The 20518-nt window shown below is 32.8% G+C and carries 14 protein-coding genes; 10 read left to right on the top strand and 4 right to left on the bottom strand.

The window, feature by feature from the left end; genetic code table 11:
- Positions 1-3 precede the first annotated feature (3 nt).
- Together HY951_05845 and HY951_05840 are read left to right on the top strand one after the other, a co-directional pair.
- A complete protein-coding gene (locus tag HY951_05845; GenBank protein MBI5539561.1) occupies positions 4-846 on the top strand; it encodes an MBL fold metallo-hydrolase in 843 nt (280 codons plus the stop codon).
- A 30-nt stretch (positions 847-876) separates the two neighbouring features.
- Positions 877-1278, top strand: coding sequence for a zinc ribbon domain-containing protein (locus HY951_05840; GenBank protein MBI5539560.1), 402 nt, complete (start codon positions 877-879; stop codon positions 1276-1278).
- On the opposite strand, the gene HY951_05835 is transcribed toward HY951_05840, so the two are convergent.
- Both HY951_05835 and HY951_05830 read right to left on the bottom strand, forming a co-directional pair.
- A complete protein-coding gene (locus tag HY951_05835) occupies positions 1275-3044 on the bottom strand; it encodes a long-chain fatty acid--CoA ligase (GenBank protein MBI5539559.1) in 1770 nt (589 codons plus the stop codon). The two genes, HY951_05840 and HY951_05835, sit on opposite strands and share 4 nt — an antisense overlap.
- 162 nt (positions 3045-3206) lie before the next feature.
- On the bottom strand, positions 3207-3845 hold the full coding sequence (locus HY951_05830) for a hypothetical protein (protein ID MBI5539558.1): 639 nt from the start codon (positions 3843-3845) through the stop codon (positions 3207-3209).
- A gap of 78 nt (positions 3846-3923) precedes the next feature.
- Here HY951_05830 and HY951_05825 point away from each other — a divergent pair, with 78 nt between their 5' ends.
- The 3 genes from HY951_05825 to HY951_05815 all read left to right on the top strand — a co-directional run bounded on the left by HY951_05825 (position 3924) and on the right by HY951_05815 (position 7914).
- Positions 3924-4790: a ChaN family lipoprotein gene (locus HY951_05825; GenBank protein MBI5539557.1), complete on the top strand. Its 867-nt coding sequence runs from the start codon at positions 3924-3926 to the stop codon at positions 4788-4790.
- Positions 4791-4866: 76 nt separating this feature from the next.
- On the top strand, positions 4867-6873 hold the full coding sequence (locus tag HY951_05820) for a urocanate hydratase (protein ID MBI5539556.1): 2007 nt from the start codon (positions 4867-4869) through the stop codon (positions 6871-6873).
- Positions 6874-6882: 9 nt separating this feature from the next.
- Positions 6883-7914, top strand: coding sequence for an FAD:protein FMN transferase (locus HY951_05815; GenBank protein MBI5539555.1), 1032 nt, complete (start codon positions 6883-6885; stop codon positions 7912-7914).
- On the opposite strand, the gene lipA is transcribed toward HY951_05815, so the two are convergent.
- The gene (lipA, locus tag HY951_05810) at positions 7911-8762 is read right to left on the bottom strand and encodes a lipoyl synthase (protein MBI5539554.1); all 852 of its coding nucleotides are present in this window, start codon (positions 8760-8762) and stop codon (positions 7911-7913) included. The two genes, HY951_05815 and lipA, sit on opposite strands and share 4 nt — an antisense overlap.
- Positions 8763-8770: 8 nt before the next feature.
- The gene (locus tag HY951_05805; GenBank protein MBI5539553.1) at positions 8771-9553 is read right to left on the bottom strand and encodes a hypothetical protein; all 783 of its coding nucleotides are present in this window, start codon (positions 9551-9553) and stop codon (positions 8771-8773) included.
- A 479-nt stretch (positions 9554-10032) separates the two neighbouring features.
- Between HY951_05805 and HY951_05800 the strand changes: the two genes are divergently transcribed.
- From HY951_05800 to HY951_05780, 5 genes are all read left to right on the top strand, one after another.
- Positions 10033-10782 (top strand): nitroreductase family protein, encoded by a 750-nt coding sequence (locus HY951_05800; GenBank protein ID MBI5539552.1) that lies wholly within the window; start codon positions 10033-10035, stop codon positions 10780-10782.
- 375 nt (positions 10783-11157) lie between these two features.
- Positions 11158-12513 carry a BamA/TamA family outer membrane protein gene (locus HY951_05795; GenBank protein MBI5539551.1) on the top strand — a complete coding sequence of 452 codons (1356 nt, stop codon included), beginning with the start codon at positions 11158-11160 and terminating at the stop codon, positions 12511-12513.
- A 74-nt stretch (positions 12514-12587) separates the two neighbouring features.
- Entirely contained in the window at positions 12588-12944 is a 357-nt protein-coding gene (locus HY951_05790) for a hypothetical protein (GenBank protein MBI5539550.1), read from the top strand.
- Positions 12945-13206: 262 nt separating this feature from the next.
- Positions 13207-19317, top strand: coding sequence for a T9SS type A sorting domain-containing protein (locus HY951_05785; protein ID MBI5539549.1), 6111 nt, complete (start codon positions 13207-13209; stop codon positions 19315-19317).
- A gap of 52 nt (positions 19318-19369) precedes the next feature.
- Positions 19370-20518: hypothetical protein (locus tag HY951_05780; GenBank protein ID MBI5539548.1), on the top strand; the 1149-nt coding region annotated here is incomplete at its 3' end.

Raw genomic sequence — 20518 nt, 5'->3', positions numbered from 1 at the left:
TAAATGAAACTCTCTTCCATAAATACAGGAACCTTTAAACTTGATGGTGGTGCAATGTTTGGCGTTGTTCCTAAAGTAATGTGGCAAAAAGTTTATCCTGCCGACGAAAATAATTTATGTACATGGGCATTAAGATGTCTGCTAATTGAAACCGAAAACCGAAAAATTCTTATTGATTGCGGTATTGGAAATAAACAAAGCGAAAAATTTCTTGGTCACTATCACATCACCGGAAATGAAGGTTTTGAAAAATCTCTTTCACATACTGGAGTTACACCCAACGAAATAACAGATGTTATCTTAACCCATCTGCATTTTGATCATTGTGGAGGAGCCGTACAACACAGTGCAGACAAATCCGGTTTTGAGCCAACATTTAAAAATGCAAAATACTGGATTGGTAAACAGCAATGGGATTTAGCCAATAACCCTAACAAAAGGGAAAACGCATCTTATTTAAACGAGAATTTTATTCCGTTAATGGAAGCAGGTAAAGTAATATTTATCGAGAATAATACCGAAATTATTTCTGGAATTTCGGCAAGAATTTACAACGGGCACACTGCAGGACAAGTAATTCCATTTATAAATTATAAAGGCAATACTTTAGTTTATATGGCTGATTTTATCCCAACAACTGCACATATTCCCTTACCTTTTATTATTAGTTATGACACCAGCCCACTTATTACCTTAGCCGAAAAAGAAGAATTTTTAAAAGAGGCTGTATTAAATAATTATATTTTATTTTTTGAACATGACAATATTAATGAATGCTGTACTGTGCATAATACCGAAAAAGGAGTAAGAGCAAACAAAACAGGATTACTTAAAGATTATATATAACAAATTATAACAACCTAAATAATTATTACTATGATTTGCCCAAAATGCTTTACAGAAAACGATAACGATGCGCTGTTTTGCAAAAAATGCGGAACAAATTTAAACACCGGTAAACCAAACAAAAACAGCAAAAACAAAATCTTCGATATTTTGTTATTTATTTCAATTACCTATTGGTTTGTAATGGATTTTTTAAATGTAATTATCAGAGTACTAGTAAATAACTGGTATGATAGTCCATTTAAGTATTTCCAGATGGGAACTAATTTAATTTATGCTGCAATACCAATATTTATAGCACTATCAATAAAAAGTAAAGGGTTAAAAATTCCTGCAATTATTTTTGCTGCATTAATTTCTTCATACATTTTATATACAAATATAGAATGGATGATAACAGAATATAACAGAGAAATCAGTTTCGCTTTTTAAAGAAACATTTCTTTAACGTAATGGTCGTATTTCTTAAAAAGAACTTTACGTCTGAGTTTTAGAGTTGGGCTAAGTTCACCTGTCTGAGGTGTCCATTCATCGGCAGTGAGCCTGAATTTTTTAATTTGTTCGTGCGGACTAAGTTTCTGGTTAACACAAACAATTTCCTTGTGAATCCTATCAAGAACCTTAGTGTTTAAAATTAAATCCTGATTATCGCGAAAATGCTGTTTGTGCTTTGTTGCCCAAAAATGCAAATGATTAAAATTTGGTGAAATAACTGCTGCTGTATATTTCTCGTTTTCGCCAACAATAAAAACCTGTTCAATAAAATTAGACTCCTTGCATTTATTTTCAATTAACTGAGGAGCTACATATTTTCCTCCGCTATTCTTAAAAATTTCTTTTTTTCTATCAGTAATTTTCAGGAAGCCTTCATCGTCAATATTTCCTATATCTCCTGTATGAAACCAGCCATCTTCGTCAATTACACTTTTAGTTGCTTCTTCATCTTTATAATATCCTAACATTATACAAGGACCTCTGGAAATAATCTCACCATCATCTGCAATTTTTACTTCAATTTTTTCAAGTATTTGCCCTACAGTTCCAAACTTAACCCCACCTTTACGTGGAAGATTACAAGAAAGAACAGGCGATGTTTCGGTTAGTCCATAACCCTCAATAGCCTGAATACCAATTGCCCAGAATAATCTTAAAAGTCTTATCTGAATTGCAGATCCACCAGAAATAATTAATTGCAAATTACCTCCCAGTGATGCTCTCCATTTATTATAAACTAACTTATCTGCGATTTTTAATTTCTGAGAATATAACCAACCATTTTTACCATCAACTTCATATTTAAGCGCAAGTTTTAATGCCCAGAAAAATATTTTCTTTTTTATACCCGTAAGGTCTTTTCCAACTGTGTTAAGTTTGTCAAATATGTTTTCCAAAACACGGGGTACAGAACACATACCATGTGCATTAATTTCTCTAAGGTTTATTGCAATTGTTCCGAGATTTTCAGCATAATAAATACTAATTCCAAGATACTGGTAATGGTAATTTATCATTCGCTCATAAACATGGCATAAAGGCAAAAAACTTAAAAAACGATGATTATGATTTAAGGGTTGAATTTTTGAACTTGAAATGGCATTTACAACCAGATTCTTATGTGATAACATTACACCTTTTGATAAACCTGTTGTTCCTGATGTATAAATTATTGTTACAAGATCATTTTCTTTAATGTTATCACGAATACTTTCAAGTTTCTTTTTATGTTTTTCGGCATTTTGTTTACCAATTTCTATTAATTCTGAAAATGACATTAATCCTTCGCATTCCGCAATACAAAAAACATTTTTAATTTTTGGTGCAGCATTAATAGAATTCTCTATACGATTTAATAAAACTTTATCGCTAACAAAAACAGCAGTGGCATCGCAATGATTAAATATATGAGTATAATCCTCCTCGCTAATGTTTGGATAAACAGGCACATGCACCACACCAATCTGAGCCATACCAAAATCTATAAAGTTCCATTCGGGTTGATTGTGAGTAACAGTTATTATTTTGTCGTCCTTTTTAAAACCAAGTTCAAGTAAAGCATAACTAATATAATTGGAGTAACAGCGATAATCCTGTGTACTGTATTTTTTCCACTCACCATTGACCTTTCCGGCAAGAATATCAGATTTAGGATATTTATTATTAATATGATCTATAAGGTCAAAAGTGCGAGTGACTTCCATTTTGATAATAGGCTTATTTTCAAAATGCAAAACTACAAGATTTTTCAAAAACCACCAAAATTAATATGTCAAATAACATAAAATGATTTGTTAGTGAATAAAATAATGAGAACAAAAATAATTAAGAAATATAAAGTTTACTTTATGCTAAAACTACATTTATTACCAAATGCCAAGAAATTTTTTTCTGTATTTATCTGCTCCGCAATTACATCTTCTTGTATGCTTTACTTTTGTTGAAATCCAATGCCTGTAGCCTAAAGTTGCGGTAAAAGTATTATACTCATGACCATAAATTATTCCTAACATTATGTCACTTCTTTTCCAAATCAAAAGGTCATATTCAATTTTAGCAATAAACCAAGGTTTTACCTGCCATGTTCCATAAGTTGTATAACCACCTTCAGGCACATATCTCTCGAGTAATGCCCACGATTTCCTGTATGTCAAGGTAGGTCCGGTACCAATATAAATAGTACTTCTCCATTTATGAAATAAAACTCGCCTGAAAGATATTTCTGTAAACGCAGCTAACTGACCAGCAGCATCAGCAAAAAAAGCTTGAGAGAACTGCAAAGAAGCTACATTATCGTGTACAAAAGTTTCATAAGAAAGTAACAGACCAGGCTCTGCACAAAACAGTCCATCAATATCCAATGCATTTTCATAAACCTGAAGGTTGGGACGATCAAATGGATGTACGCCAATAGTCATAATCTCAAGCGAAAATGTAGATTGAGCTATTGAATTTATTGAAATAAATAATCCAATTACAATTACAGATATTTTTTTAAGATTCATTCGCATAAAATACTTCGCAAATTAGCGAAAAAAATGCTTCCTTTGCTTTCAAATCACTTTCTATTTAAACTTTTACAAATGAAAAATATTGTTTTAATATTTATAATGTTCTATTCTATAGGCATTACAGCACAGAATAAAGAAGCATACAAAATCTTTAATTCAGATGGAAATATTTCTTCTTACGACTCATTATTAAATGCATGCAAAGATGCAGATTTCGTTTTTTTTGGTGAAGACCATAGCAGCTCAATAGCTCATTGGCTTCAAATTGAACTTACTGCAGATTTATTTAAACTCAGAGAAAAAGATTTAGTAATTGGAGCCGAAATGTTCGAAGCTGATGTTCAGCTAATTATTAACGAGTATTTAAACGGAAGAATAAAAAATAAAGATCTTGAAACCGAAGCCAGAATATGGCCTAATTATAAAACAGATTACAAACCAATAGTTCAATTTTGTAAAAAAAATAATATCACATTTATTGCAACTAACATTCCACATCGTTATGCAGCAATGGTTTCAAAGGGTGGATTTGCCGAATTAGACAGCCTCTCAAATGATGCAAAAAAATTTATAGCACCTCTGCCAATAGAGTACGATGAAAACATAAAATGCTATAAATCTATGCTTGAAGATATGGATAGTACCGATTCCCACTATAGCAAACACTTGCCAAAAGCACAGGCAATTAAAGATGCTACTATGGCACATTTTATTTTACAGAATTACAAAAAAGATCAGATTTTTTTTCACCTTAATGGAAGTTATCATAGTAATAACAAGGAAGGCATTCTTTTATATTTAAAACCCGAAAAAAAGAAATATAAGGTTATTACAATAAACACAGAATCTCAGAAAACTCTTTCAGAATTATCAAAAGATGCTATTAAATCGGCTGATTTTATAATTTGTATTCCTGAAAATATGCCAGGTTCATATTAATGCTTAATATATGACATATTTCTTTTAACTTTTTAATTCCAAATTTTAACTTTACGGAATAATAATATTATTAACTATGACAGTTCAGGATTTTCAAAATGCAGTTAAACAAGGAATACCGGAAGTATTACCAAAACCAAAAGAATTTGAATCGAGTGTAAATCATGCTCCAAAAAGAAAAGACATTCTTAATTTAACAGAAAAAAAGCTGGCTTTAAAAAATGCACTAAGATATTTTCCTGAATCACAGCATGCAATTCTTGCAAAAGAATTCCTGCATGAACTAAACACTTACGGAAGAATTTACATGCATCGTTTCCGTCCCGATTATAAAATTTATGCAAGAAGTATAAACGAATTTCCATATAAATCTGTTCAGGCTGGAGCTATAATGCTAATGCTAAGCAATAATTTAGATCATGCAGTTGCTCAGCACCCTCACGAATTAATTACATATGGCGGTAATGGAGCTGTATTTCAAAATTGGGCTCAGTATCTTTTAACAATGAAATACCTGAGCGAAATGACCGATGAGCAAACACTTGTCATGTATTCGGGTCATCCAATGGGACTTTTTCCATCGCATAAAGAAGCACCGCGTGTTGTTGTAACAAATGGCATGGTAATACCAAATTATTCCGGAAAAGACCATTACGAAAAATTTAATGCTTTGGGAGTATCGCAATACGGACAGATGACAGCCGGTTCATTTATGTATATCGGGCCACAGGGAATTGTACACGGAACTACCATAACAATACTTAATGCAGGAAGGTTAATTTCAAAAAATAATGATAGCCTTGCAGGTAAACTTTTTGTGTCGAGCGGATTAGGCGGCATGTCTGGAGCTCAGCCAAAAGCAGCAGTAATTGCAGGAGCTATAGGTGTTATTGCAGAAATAAATCCCAAAGCAACACATACCCGTCACTCTCAGGGTTGGGTTGATGAAGTTTATTCTGATTTGGATAAACTTGCCGAAAGAGTTAAAAATGCTAAAGCAAATAAAGAATCTGTATCTATTGCTTATCAGGGAAATATTGTTGATTTGTGGGAAAAGTTTGTAAAAGAAAAAATTCACGTAGAAATGGGAAGTGATCAGACTTCACTTCATAACCCATTTGCAGGTGGTTATTATCCTGCAGGTATAAGCTTTGAGGAGTCAAATGAAATGATGGCAAAAGAGCCTGAAAAATTCAAAGAAAAAGTATACGAATCGCTTCGCAGACATGTAGCAGCAATAAATACACTTACTTCCAAAGGAATGTACTTTTTTGATTATGGGAATGCCTTTCTTTTAGAATCAAGTCGCGCAGGGGCAGATATGATGAAAGCAGATGGCAATTTCAAATATCCTTCATATGTACAAGATATAATGGGACCAATGTGTTTCGATTATGGGTTTGGTCCTTTCCGTTGGGTTTGCACCTCATCAAAGCCGGAAGATCTGGATTTTACTGACCAGTTAGCTGCTAATGTTTTAGAAAAACTTAGCTTAGAGGCTCCAAAAGAAATTAAACAACAAATGCTTGATAATGTAAAATGGATTAATGAAGCAAAGAAAAATAAACTTGTTGTTGGCTCACAGGCAAGAATCTTATATGCTGATGCAGAAGGAAGAATAGAAATCGCAAAAGCATTTAACAAAGCAGTAAAAGAAGGTAAAATTTCTGCTCCAATTGTTTTGGGTCGCGATCATCATGACGTTTCGGGAACAGATTCTCCTTTCCGCGAAACTTCAAATATTTATGATGGTTCGCAATTCACTGCTGACATGGCAATACATAATGTTATAGGTGATTCATTTCGCGGTGCAACATGGGTTTCTATACATAATGGTGGCGGTGTTGGCTGGGGTGAAGTAATTAACGGTGGTTTTGGAATGGTGCTCGATGGCAGTCCTGAAGCTGACATTCGTTTGCAAAGAATGTTATTCTGGGATGTAAACAATGGCATTTCCAGACGAAGCTGGGCAAGAAATAACGAAGCTGTTTTTGCTATTAAACGTGCTATGGAAAAAGAACCTAATTTAAAAGTTACCATTCCGAATAATGCTGACGAGAAATTAATTGATTCTTTATTTTAAAATAACATTATGAAATACTTAACACTTCTTCTTTTTTTAACAGGCATTTCATTTGCCTGCTCAAATAACCATACTGAAACAATAACAATTTACCCATTAAAAGGTCAATATGTTCATTTTACAGGAAATACTCAAGGCACAACATTTAGTATTAAATATAAAATAAATACTGATAGCATTAAATTACCTGAATTCACCGCTTTATTTAACAATATAGACAATTCAATGTCAGAATATGTTGATAGTTCTATTATATCAAGAATAAACAAAAATGATGTTAATGTAAAAACTGATGATTTATTTAATTCCGTATATAAAGCAAGTATAAAAGTTTTTGAGCAAACTGATGGGTATTTTGACATAACAGTTGCACCACTTGTTAAAGCATGGGGATTCTTACCTTCTGCAAAGGTAAAGTTAGATCAAGCAAAAGTTGATAGCCTTAAAGAATTTATTGGAATGAATAAAATTAAATTAGTGAACAACCAAATAATTAAGGAGGATCCTCGAATTCAACTAGACTTAAATTCAATTGCACAGGGTTTTTCTGTTGACTATGTGGCTATATTTCTTGAATCAAAAAATATTACAGACTATATGGTAGAAATTGGCGGTGAAGTTAGAACAAAAGGTCTTAACGATAAAGGCGAACCATGGAAAGTTGGTATAGATAATCCTGAAGGAAGTGAAGAAAACAGGGGACTTCAAACTATACTTGCCTTATCTGGAAAATCTGTAACAACAAGCGGAAGTTATCGTAAATTTTTTGAAGAAAATGGTGTAAAATACTCGCATACTATTAATCCAAAAACAGGATATCCTACTCATCACAACCTATTAAGTGTGACTATTGTTGCCGATTGTGCTACAATTGCCGACGGGTATGACACCCCAATTATGGTAATGGGTTTTGAAAAGGGTAAAGAATTTGTAGAAAAACATAAATTTTTAGAAGCCTATTTTATTTATTCTGACGAAAAAGGAACGCTTAAAGTGTGGAAATCAAAAGGGATGGAAAAATATATCGTCCTTTTAAATTAAATCAGATGCTTTTCGGCATGATAGGATGAGCGTACTAAACTACCACATTCTGCAACTTTAAAACCTTTTTGAATTGCTATTATCTTCAAATTGTTAAACTCTTCTTCGGAATAGTATTTTTCGACTTTTACATTATCTGTAGTTGGCTGTAAATACTGACCAATTGTAACAATATTACAACCTGCTTCCAATAAATCATCCATTGTAGAATAAACCTCGTCCAGTGTTTCGCCCAAGCCAAGCATTATACCGCTTTTTGTAATAACACCATTTTCATGCAAATATTTCAAAACATCTAAGCTTCTTCTATATTTCGCCTGAACTCTTATCTGCTTGGTTAATCGTTCAACTGTTTCTAAATTATGTGAAATAATATTTGGTTTTGAAGCGATAACAATGTTCAGACTATTTTTATCAAACTTAAAATCGGGTATAAGAATTTCAATAGTGGTTAAAGGAGTTTCGGTTTTAACAGCGTTCACAGTTTTTGCCCAATGTAAAGCTCCCCCATCTGTTAAATCATCTCTGTCAACACTTGTTATTACACAATGTTTTAATTTCATTTGCTTAACAGAGTCGGCAATTCGTTTTGGCTCATCTAAATCAAGAGCAAGTGGCTTTCCGGTTTCAACTGAACAAAAACGACATGATCGGGTACAAATATTTCCAAGTATCATAAACGTAGCAGTTCCGGCACCCCAGCATTCCGATAAATTCGGACAGTTTCCACTCTGGCAGATCGTATGAAGTTTTCCTTCTTCCACAACCTTCTTAACAGACAAATAGGACTTCCCGGAAGGAAGTTTTACCTTAGGTTTATTTGAATCAATTTTATGTTTTGGGAACATTAAAAAAATTAATTATCCGGAGTAAAACTTTTACGGTTTTTAATACCAACTCTTCCAAATCTGTAGCTTACAAATAATGAAATAATATATGGATCATTTTTATCTGTTGCCATTATTGGAATCTTTGATGCATAAACATCAAACATTACACCTGTTTCAAGTGCATTTATTGCCTCATATAAATTGCTGTAAACAAAAGACAAACCAAATTTAACAAATAACCCTGGCTTAATTTTAGTTTCATCAATACCTTTAAAAAATGAAGATCGGCTATATATATCACTTACCTGATGAATATTGTGATTAAACAATTGATCGCTTAAATATAAAACCCTTTTATTGTTACTTACTTTTTCGCTATCAACAACCTGATAATATACCGGTTTTAATAAAGCCAATGAAATTCCAGCTTCATAAAAATATTTTATTGCAATTCCTCCTTTATCAAATTTGCTATAAATTTCTTTTTGAATTCCTATTCCGGTTCTTAATGTTACCAAAGAATTTAATTTTCCAAAAACAAATCTTTTTTGATTTTCAAAATAAGGATTCTGGGTTTTTATTTCTTTTGGATGTTTAATATAGGCAAAATCAAAATCTAATAACCGTTTTCTGAATCCATCTAGTCGCTTACCTCTTCTGTAATTTATTCCCCATCCATTGGAATTTAATAATACGGCATATGATTTTTCGTTTCCTGATACTACTCGTGCTTCATCATTAAGCTCTCCTTGAGAAAAAGCAGTTAATGAAAATATAATAAGTATGAAGATAAAAGGATAACGATACATAAAAAAAATTTCACAAATTTATCGAAATAAACTTGTGAAAGCAATATAAATAACGCAAAATAAAACGGAATTAACCGTGTTGCGTTGTTTTAGGTGGATCTACCTGACCGTATGCAGGGCAATGTTCGCTACTTTTGCAGGCATTTAATACAAGCGCAAGCACTAAAGTAGCTATAAAAACAGTTGCAATTTTTTTCATTTGTCCTTAATTTTCTTTAAATTCTTTGGCAAATATATAACTATTTTTTTAGAGAAAAAAAATACATTATGCCTAACAACTATTTTTCTTTCAATTTATTTGCAATAAATATTATATACTTATGCATGTAATTAAATACATGAGTTATAGCAAATTTTAGTTATATATAATCTGGTTTTTTCTAAACCGATATAGATACAATTCACTTATAAAATAGTTCGATAAAATCATTTTTTTGACTACTAAAAATGCTCATCTTTGTATAAAAAACTTCTAAATTATGATTGATTCTCTTTTACAACATAAATCGATAAGAAAATATAAGTCGGATAAAATAAGCGATGAATTACTTAATAAAATTCTGACTGCAGGTACAAGGGCATCTACTACTGGCAATATGCAAGTATACAGCATTATCGTTAGTCGTGATGAACAGGCAAAAGAAAAACTTTGGGAAGCTCACTTTAAACAAAATATGATATTACAGGCTCCTGTTATACTAACATTTTGTGCTGATTTTAATAGATTTAACAAATGGTGCGAACAAAGAAACGCTGTTCCCGGTTACGATAATTTTCTTTCATTTTTTACAGCTGCAATTGATGCACTTTTAGTTGCGCAAAATGTTTGCATTGCTGCCGAAGAAGAAGGTTTAGGTATTTGTTACCTAGGAACAACAACATATATGGCTGATAAATTTATTGATATTCTTAAACTTCCAAAGTTTGTGGTTCCTGTAGCGGCGATTACATTGGGTTATCCTGATGAAAACCCACAATTAACTGACAGACTTCCTTTAGAATCAGTAATTCATTTCGAATCATATAAAGATTACACTAAAGAAGATATTAATAAGGCATATTCTGAAAAGGAAGCACTTGCTCAAACTTTAGAACTTTTGAAAATTAACGAAAAAGAAACTTTAGCTCAGATTTTTACAGATAAACGTTATACAAAAAAAGACAATATTGCATTCTCAAAATCGTTATTGAATGTTCTTGAGAAACAAGGTTTCTTAAATAACCAGTAAAAAATAAAATAACTGAAGAAAATTTTATTATTATTCACTTTTGTAATTTCTGCAATTATATATACAGTTGCACAAAAGCCTATTTCTATAATATTAACCGGTACTTCTGTAAATTGTAAAAAATGCTTTAATCGTTTACCAAAGGCTATACAAGAAAGTCAGATTAATCTGATTTCAAACGACATAATTAATTGCCTTATTTCAAAAGGCTTTAGCTCAGCCTCATTAGATTCTGCTATAATTAAAAATGATACCATTTCGATATATATTTACACAGGCATAAAATATTATTGGGGAGAAGTTACTTTTATTAATGACAAATCCGATTTTACAAACAATTATAAATTAAAAAAGCTGAATGGCATCACTGTTTCAATGGAAACAATCAATAAGATCAAAAATAAAATTATTGTTGATTTTGAAAACAACGGGTATCCATTTGCAAATATTAAATCTGATAGTATTGAAATTAAACCGGGTACAATTTCAATAAAACATTTAATAAAAAGTGGTCAATTAATAAGTTTTGACAGCATTGAAATTATTGGTAATGCAAAAATTTCAAATAGCTTTTTAACACATTATCTGGGAATTATTTCGGGAAACAATTATAACGAAAAAAAAGTTGCTCAAATAAATAGATTAATAAAAGAACTGAACTTTATTTCAATTGATAAACCTGAAGAAATATATTTTATTGGCAATAAAGCAAAAATTAGATTATATCTAAAACAAAAAAAAGCAAATCAGTTTAATGGAATACTTGGTATTTTGCCCGATCAAAAAACAGCTGGCAAATTTCTATTAACTGGTGACATCTCCCTTAATCTTTTAAATACATTTCGAAGAAGTGACAGAATAGAATTCTCGTGGAAAAAACTGGAAACATCTTCACAAAATCTTTTTGCTTCTGTTCAATTACCATATTTGTTTAACAAACCGGTTGGTAGTAGTGCTTCAATAAAATTATTCAAAAAAGACAGTACGTTTTTAACTGTAACATCCCATCTTGGTATTCCATTTTACCTATCGGGTTCAAATAATATCGGACTTTATTACGAAAATTCTTCTTCCACATTACTTTCGTCATCTGGATTATCAACTTTAACAACACTCCCTACATTATCAAGCTATTATTCAAATATTTTTGGAATTTTAATTAGCTACTCTTCACTTAATAATAAATATAATCCATTAAATGGGTTTGACATAAAAGTTCAGGCAGGTTATGGAAAAAAAACAATTGAAAGGCATCCAGAAATCAATCCGATTGTATATAACGATATACAAATGACTTCTTTTAGAAACGAACTATATGCAGACATTTCAAAATATACTAACTTATACAAAAAATGGGTTATAAAACTTAGATTGCAATCTGGTTACATCAACACAAAAAAACTTTTTAAAAATGAACTTTTTCGAATTGGCGGACTTTCAACTTTACGTGGATTCGACGAAGAAAGTATTTACGCATCAGAATTTTTTATTGGAAGCTCGGAATTAAGATTTCTGTTTGAAGAAAATTCAGCTTTCTTCGCTTTTTACGATCAGGGGTATTATAAAAGTATAGATATTAACAACGATAACCCTTCTGGTTTTGGAGCAGGAATAGAATTTCAGACTAAAGCAGGAATATTTACTTTGAGCTATGCTATTGGCCATCAACTAGGAAATAGCATACAATTTAAAACAGCCAGGGTACATTTTGGTTTTATTAATCGTTTTTAAAAATATTTTCAAAAATATTTGGTTTACTTAATCGATTCAGATATATTTGACAAACAATTTAAACCAAGTCTGCCATGAGAAAATTATACTCATTATTACTTTGTTTACCCTTAGCATTTGTAATGTCCTGCAATAATCAAGAAAATGCTACCGATGGCTCAAATAACGATACCGCTGATTTACAAACAGCCGAAGCTCAACCGAACGACAAGCAGATTTCTTACTACGACAACGGTCAGGCTCAATTTATGCAACAATATTTAAATGGCATAAAACATGGCGAATATAAAGATTGGTTTAAAAACGGTCAACTTCGCACAATGGGTTACTATGATATGGGTATGCGCGACGGAACCTGGAAATGGTATGGCGAAAAAGGCGAAATAACACTTCAGGTGCGTTACGATAAACAAGTTGCAGAATTGTATTAGTTTATAGAAAAAATTAATTCCATTTATACTCAAAAACCTTTGGTAAACCGAGGGTTTTTTTATGTTCGTAAAAATTCTTTTAAAAACATAACTTTTTTTATATATACTTCGTATATTTACATAGGTAAAACAACCTTTTAGGATTTTACTCGTCAAATAAAAAGACAATTTGAAGTTGAGTACCTTGATGTATGTTGCATACTCCTCTGCAGCATAGCTGAAGCCGGCTTCGTATAAGTTATTAATGAATAATAATTTTGCGATGAAACGGTTTATTAAAATTCTCTCACTACTTTATCTGATAACCCTGTGCTTTAATGGGTGGGGGCAAATTTTAACATTTGAATTTTCTGCATTGGCTGGTGGTGAAGCAACTGCAGCTTCAAATACAAACGATGCTAATTTATCACCTTCCACAATCTCTCGTGGAGCCGGTTTAACTGCTTCGGCTAATGGTGGACGTTTTAATGCTACTAACTGGGCAATAACATCAATAGCAAATGCTGTTAGTGGTAATAACTACATGGAGTTCACAATTACCCCAAATTCAGGATATCAGTTTAGTGTTAGTTCAATATATTTCCAATTCCAAAGATCGGCAACAGGAAATTATGGTTTTGCTTTAAGAAGTTCATTAGATGGATATGCAACTGATATAGACGCCATTAAAACAATTGCAGATGTAACAACAACTGTAAATTTCACATTCACATTTGCTCAGGCTAATTCAACAAGTGCTGTAACATATCGTTTGTATAGTTATGCTGAAGCAACTACCGGATCGGGCGGTATAGGTGATGGCACTGGTAATGATATCGTTATAAACGGAACAGTTACAGCAACTGCAGTTAAACCCCAACCAACAAATCAACCAACTGCTTTTGCAGTTGGAACTGTAACTACCTCTGCAATCCCTTTAACCTGGACAGCTGCAGTTGCGGGTACTCAGGCTCCGGACGGTTATTTAATAAAATTAAATACCGGTGCTGTAGTTGATCCTATTGATGCTACGGATCCTGCAGATATTACAGCAGTTACCGGTGGAGTTGCTAACAAAAAAGTTACTCCGGGTTCAGCAAGTTCTGCTACAAGTTTTACAAGTATGGTTGCCGGTACAATGTATAATTATAAGATTTATTCTTATACAAATTCTGGTGCAAATATTAACTTTCTTCTAACTTCACCGCCTGCATTAAATCATGCAACTTTACCAAATGCTGTTACAGCAGGTTCTTTTACTGCAACCGGCCCTACTACAGCTAACATTACATGGACAGCGGCTTCTGGCTATAGTGCACCAAACCATAGCACAATGGTATTTGTTAAAGCCACAAGTGCTGTAAATGCAGGAGTTCCTACAAATGCCCCTTCCACATATACTGCAAATACCACATTTTCTGCTGGTACTGCTTATCAGGGAGATGCGTCGGCTTACTGTGTTTATAATGGAGACGGCACAAATGTTTCAATTACAGGATTAAACGCAAGCACTACATATCATATTCTTATTTATGTTGTTGTTGATGCTAGTAATTCAAATTCAACCAATTCATACTCTTCATCTGTTGTTGCAAATGGTATAACATCTTGTACAAACGTTGCCTTACCTTACTCACAAGGGTTCAACACTACTTCTATTCCAGCATGTTGGTCAACTCAAACTGTTGTTGGTGCTTCAGCCATTCAATACGTTGCCAGTTCATCAAATCCAACCACAACTCCTCAAGAAGGTGCTGATTATGTTTATTGGAATTCTTATAGTTTTACTTCTGGTAATGAAACTAGATTAATATCACCAGCCATTGTAACAACAGGTGCTTCATTAGTTGATGTTAAATTTTATTGGCTTAATGAAAATAATGCATCATATAGCACAGGAGCTTATCTTAACGAAGGTGTATTGGTTCAATATTCAACTGATGGTTCAACTTGGGATGCCGGAACATTTTATGCAAGACACGATGGTGCTTTAACTGCAGGAACAAGTCAATGGAATTTAAAAACCCTTACCTTACCTGCTGGAGCAGGAAATCAGCCAACTATTTACGTTTCTTTCAAATTTCATTCAAGTTTTGGTGATAATTGTAGCTTAGACAATGTTGTTATCGAAGCAAATGTTGTAAAACCAGAACCAACCAATTACCCTACTGCCTTTTCGTGCGGAACAACAACTAGTGCAACTATTCCTTTAAGCTGGACAGCTGCAACTGCAGGAACACAGGCTCCTGATTATTATCTGATTAAATGGAGCTCTACTAGCTATGCAGCTATTAGTAACCCTGTTGATGGAACAGCTATTGCAGATGATATAATAACTGTTGGGTCTGGTTCTAAAAATATTGCTTATGGAACAAACTCTTATACTGTTCCTAATCTAAATCAAAACACTACTTATTATTTTAAAATATGGACATATACTAATGCCGGAACTAATATTAATTATAAAACAACTGCTACTGAACCTCAAACAAATTGCACAACTTTAGCAGGTCCTTGTGTCGACGAATCTTGGGCAACAAATGCACTTCCTGCAGGATGGATTCAAACAAGCGTAACATTTACTTCAAATTATGCTGAATTCGCAGCAATGAATGGAGAATTAGCAACCCTAGCTGTAACAAATCCAACTACTCTCACTTTTGATTTAACAAGAACAACTAATACAACTTCAAAAACAATGTATATTGAGGTTTCAACAACAACACAAGGTGGAACTTATAATACAATCGCAACTTATACCCATACAAATACTACCTCAGGAGGTACAACAAATTGTACTGTTGATTTGTCAGCCTATAATTCTTCAACTGTATACATTAAATTCAGAAAAGCTTCTTCAACAACTTCTCCATGGAGATTAGATAATGTTACTGTAACATGTGGTGCTTGTACAGAACCTACTACAAATCCTACGACATTAACTTTTTCAAATATCACCAATACTACTATAGACTTTACAATTGGAACTGTTGGTAATGGGAATAAACGTATTCTTTTTGCAAAAGAAGCAAGCGCTGTTGATTATACTCCTATAGACGGCACTACTTATACTGCAAATGATTTTTATGCATCAACAGATTATTCCGGAAACAGGGCAGTTTATATTGGAACAGGATCCACAGGAACTATTACAGGTTTAACACCTGGAACAGTGTATTACTTCAAGGTTTTTGAATTTAGTTGTGCTACCGGAAGTGAAAATTATTATTCAGGAGGAACTATTTTAGCCGGAATGTCCTCAACTTATATTAGTCCTGTAACAGGATTAAATGTATCCTGTCAAACTAGTAATACAGCTACCATTTCATGGATTGCTCCCGAAGGAACCTATGATGGAGTAGTAATTGGTATGAGAAACTCAACTCTTGATTGTCATTCAATTGGCTCTTCTGACAACGAAAACACATATACTTCTAACACAAACTTTGGCTCAGGTTACCAATACGGATTAACTACACCTTATAGTTTTGTTGTATATAAAGGTACTGGAACTTCAGTAACAGTAACCGGATTAACCACAGGTCAATCCTACAAAATTATGGCATATACTTATAAAAACTCTACGACTTGGTCCGCCTCTACTCCTACTACATCTATTACCTCACTTGGAATCCCTAATGTAAGTTCATTGTCTTCATCACCTTTAGATGCCGAAGTACAAGTAAGTTGGGCAAATCCTCTTTCAGCTTGTTTTGACGAGGTTATTGTAATCGCAAAGCAAACAACTGCAGTTACTGCATCTCCTTCTGGCGATGGTACAGCATATACAGCAAACACTGTTTTTTCTTCAGGAACTGCATTTGATGGTGGTTTTTTTGTTTATAAAGGAACATCCAATTCTGTAAATATTACAGGTTTAACTAATGGTACTGAATATTGCTTTAAGGTATTCATTAGATCTGGCACTAGTTGGTCAACAGGCGTTTCAACATGCCAGACTCCAATTGCAGGTGGATCTGTCTTTGTTCCTGGAAGTATTGCTGTCGTCGGGGTTTGTTCTAATGTTGATGCTTGCCTTAGTCCACCTAATTATAGTGCAGGTGATGACGAAATAAGTATAGTATGTTTTAATGATTTGACTACAGGAAGTATGATAGACATGACAGATAATGGATGGGAGCGTTGTACAACTGGTAAATGGGGAAATACCGAAGGATATTTAAGAATTAGGAGAACTGGCGCTAATATACCAAAAGGTACAATAATCACATTTAGACTTAAAAATAATTCTCCTTATTTTGAAGGTATTTATCCTGATGATGGATGGGTAATTGACATTAGATATGGTTCATTAATATTAAATACCAGTGGAGATCAGATTTATTTCATGACAGGTGGAACATGGAATAATGGTACAACAAACGGAAATAATGCAACATACACAGGAGGAGTTGTATTGTTCGGTTTTAACACTAACGATGATTGGGTTCCTGGTGTTTGCAGTTCCACAACCTACCCATCAGGCTCAACCGGAACAGGTGCTTCACAGAATTCCGGATTATATCATGATCTTGAGTGTTTTAATATGATGCCAGGTGTAGCAACAGATTTTATTAAGTTCAATATTGATCTATCAACTGCAGCAGCAATGTCTCAAAGAACCTGGATTGAACTAATAAAAGATCCTGATAATTGGGAAGGTTTTATAGATTGTGATGATTATTATAATACTGCAATTAATGATTTTACTGCATCAGACACTTCTATATCTATTTTGGCAACCGGTGGAATTGGTGTAATACCAGGTTTATGGACAGGTGCAGGTGGTAGTAATGATTGGTTTACATGTAGTAATTGGGATAACATGATTGTTCCTGATTCAACTGTAAATGTTTTATTGCCAAACACTGGAGTTACAAATAACTGTAGAATAGGTGATCCAACAGGAACACATTTTACTAAAGCTTCGTGTAATAATATAACAAATAACCTAAGTGGTTTTAATTTTTTAATTGGATCTGACGATTCTAATGCTGGCACAGATGAAACTATTAGTAAACTTGATGTATTTGGTAATTTCACAAATAACTCAACTTTTACACATTCTAATGGAACTGTAAGCTTTAAAGGAAATTCTGAACAAACAATAAGTGGAACAATTGCTCCAATTTTTTATAATTTAACTGTTTTAAATACTGCAGCTTCGGGAGGAATTACATTATCAACAGATGTCTCTTCATCAAATGTATTAACATTAACAGATGGAATTATTACAACAGGAACTAATAAATTTATTGTTTCGAATAATAATTCTACTACTGGAATCTCTGGAGGTACCAGTGCAAGCTTTATAAACGGTAATTTACGCAGAGCTATTTCAACAAATACTAATACATATTTCTTCCCGGTTGGGAATGGAAACACTGCTGCAAATTACAAACGCTTTGACTTCATTAACAACAATTTAGCAAGTCTCAATAATTTAGATGTTAATGTTTCTTCTCTAACAGAATCAGGCAATAATATAGATTCCAGATTAGCAATTACTCAAAATGCTACACCTATGGTAAATCTGGCTTCATCTTCAATTTGGACTGTTAATCCTAATGTTCCGACAAGTTGGGCATATACAAGTGGTTCGTATGGTGTTAAATTATATGTTGCAAATAACGCTGAACTAAGCGCAGCTGATGACAATAAATTCTGTGCTGTAAAAAGAGCTGATGCTTCCACAGATTATGCAGAATGGAGTAATTTTGAAGGTTCTACTACAATACCAGGAACAGGTGCAGCAGGAAGAATATATAACAGTGGTAATGGTTACGCACAGCGTACCGGATATATCGCATTTTCCAAACATGCTATAGTTAAAGGATTAAGTCCATTACCAATTGAGCTTATCTCATTTAATGCTAAACTTCATGATAAAACTGTGATTCTCGACTGGTCAACAGCATCAGAAAATAATAATGATTTTTTTAGCATAGAAAGAGCTAATAATATCAATGATTTTGAAGAAATCGGAAAGATTAATGGTGCCGGTAATTCCTCTTCAATACAGAATTATACATTTATTGACAACAACCCTATAAAAGGTCTTTCATATTATAGATTAAAACAAATTGACTATAATGGAGATTACACTTTTAGTGATATTAAAAATATTTTAATAAATGAAGCTCCACATTTAGCTATAATTAATTTATTTACTAATGAATATGGGACTACAGTAATATTTAATAATCCTACAAAAGATATACTGTACTTGAAAATTACAGATATGTCCGGCAAAATAATTTACAGCCAGAAAATAAATACTGAAAATGATAATATCATGTTGGAACTAAATAAATCTCAAATTAGTTCAGGTATTTATAGTCTGAATTTGTATAATAATTCAGAATCTGTCTCACAAAAATTAATTATTTATTAATAAATTTCTTTGCCATTCTTTCAAGACTTTAAAGCGTTGAAAGATTTTTTATATGAAATTATCCATTAACAACTTATTATTTTTTAATATGATCCTAAGGAAAATGCTATTCTCTTGTTTATTCTGTATGGTATTAAATGCACAAAGTGCAACACATTTTACAGAATTATTTAATGATATAACATTTAATACAACCAGCTATACAAGTGGAACAATTACATTAACCAGTGGAAGCTGGGATTATGATAATATTAAAGGCGAAATTTCTGCTAATTCATACGGAGCTATAGGTGGCGCAGCTCGATTAAATAAATTAATTACAGCCGGATCGTTTCTTATCACACCGAGTGTAAATAGTGTCGGAACAGTAAGCTTTTATTATCGTGAGCTAAACTCTGGTGGTGGAACAATTACTATACAAAAATCAATAAATGGTGGTGCCTTTACCACTATCGGGACACAATCTTTCAGTGGAACAACATATAGTTTATATTCTTTAAATGTTAATGATGCCAGCAATAATATTAGAATTAAAATTTTGAGTATTAATAATACTGGTTTTTTAATATTAGATAACATAACACTTACTGACTTCGTAGTTGGTCCAGCTTTATTAGCAAATCCTACACAACTAACCGGCTTTAATTATATTGTTGGATCAGGTCCATCTGCTTCCCAAAGCTTTAATTTAACAGGTAGTAATTTAACCGGATCACCCGGAAATATTTTAATCTCTGCTCCTTCAAATTATGAAGTATCATTAGATAACATTACATTTTTACCTACTATTAGTTTACCTTATTCTGGCACAACAATTTCTTCGACACCTATTTATACTCGTTTAAAATCTGGTTTATCTGTTAATAATTATAACTTAGAACTTGTTTCAATAACTGGAGGTGGTGCACCACAAATTGACGTTTCGCTAAGTGGCAGTGTCTCGGCAGTACCAACGCCCATACTTAATGTCAATCCAATAACTTTATCTGGTTTTACATACATTTTCGGTTCAGGTCCATCAACATCACAATCTTATAATATCAGCGGAAGTTATTTAACTGGATATCCATCAAACATTGTTATAACAGCTTCCACAAATTATGAAGTTTCATTAAACAACTCCACATTTGCTAATACTATTAACATTCCATTCACCAGTGCATCACTGGCATCAACAACAGTTTTTGTGAGGTTAATTTCT

This window comes from Bacteroidia bacterium (genome assembly GCA_016218155.1).
Lineage (GTDB): Bacteria > Bacteroidota > Bacteroidia > Bacteroidales > GWA2-32-17 > GWA2-32-17.
Note: the sequence above shows the minus strand (reverse complement) of the source record. Positions and strands in the feature narration are given on the sequence as shown.

Excerpts from the sequence above, each read along its gene's own strand:
- HY951_05845 (MBI5539561.1), top strand. The coding sequence starts at position 4 with ATGAAACTCTCTTCCATAAATACAGGAACCTTTAAACTTGATGGTGGT.
- HY951_05815 (MBI5539555.1), top strand. The coding sequence starts at position 6,883 with ATGAAATACTTAACACTTCTTCTTTTTTTAACAGGCATTTCATTTGCC.
- HY951_05820 (MBI5539556.1), top strand. The coding sequence starts at position 4,867 with ATGACAGTTCAGGATTTTCAAAATGCAGTTAAACAAGGAATACCGGAA.
- HY951_05785 (MBI5539549.1), top strand. The coding sequence starts at position 13,207 with ATGAAACGGTTTATTAAAATTCTCTCACTACTTTATCTGATAACCCTG.
- HY951_05790 (MBI5539550.1), top strand. The coding sequence starts at position 12,588 with ATGAGAAAATTATACTCATTATTACTTTGTTTACCCTTAGCATTTGTA.
- HY951_05795 (MBI5539551.1), top strand. The coding sequence starts at position 11,158 with ATGGAAACAATCAATAAGATCAAAAATAAAATTATTGTTGATTTTGAA.
- HY951_05840 (MBI5539560.1), top strand. The coding sequence starts at position 877 with ATGATTTGCCCAAAATGCTTTACAGAAAACGATAACGATGCGCTGTTT.
- lipA (MBI5539554.1), bottom strand. The coding sequence starts at position 8,762 with ATGTTCCCAAAACATAAAATTGATTCAAATAAACCTAAGGTAAAACTT.
- HY951_05830 (MBI5539558.1), bottom strand. The coding sequence starts at position 3,845 with ATGAATCTTAAAAAAATATCTGTAATTGTAATTGGATTATTTATTTCA.
- HY951_05825 (MBI5539557.1), top strand. The coding sequence starts at position 3,924 with ATGAAAAATATTGTTTTAATATTTATAATGTTCTATTCTATAGGCATT.
- HY951_05805 (MBI5539553.1), bottom strand. The coding sequence starts at position 9,553 with ATGTATCGTTATCCTTTTATCTTCATACTTATTATATTTTCATTAACT.
- HY951_05835 (MBI5539559.1), bottom strand. The coding sequence starts at position 3,044 with ATGGAAGTCACTCGCACTTTTGACCTTATAGATCATATTAATAATAAA.
- HY951_05800 (MBI5539552.1), top strand. The coding sequence starts at position 10,033 with ATGATTGATTCTCTTTTACAACATAAATCGATAAGAAAATATAAGTCG.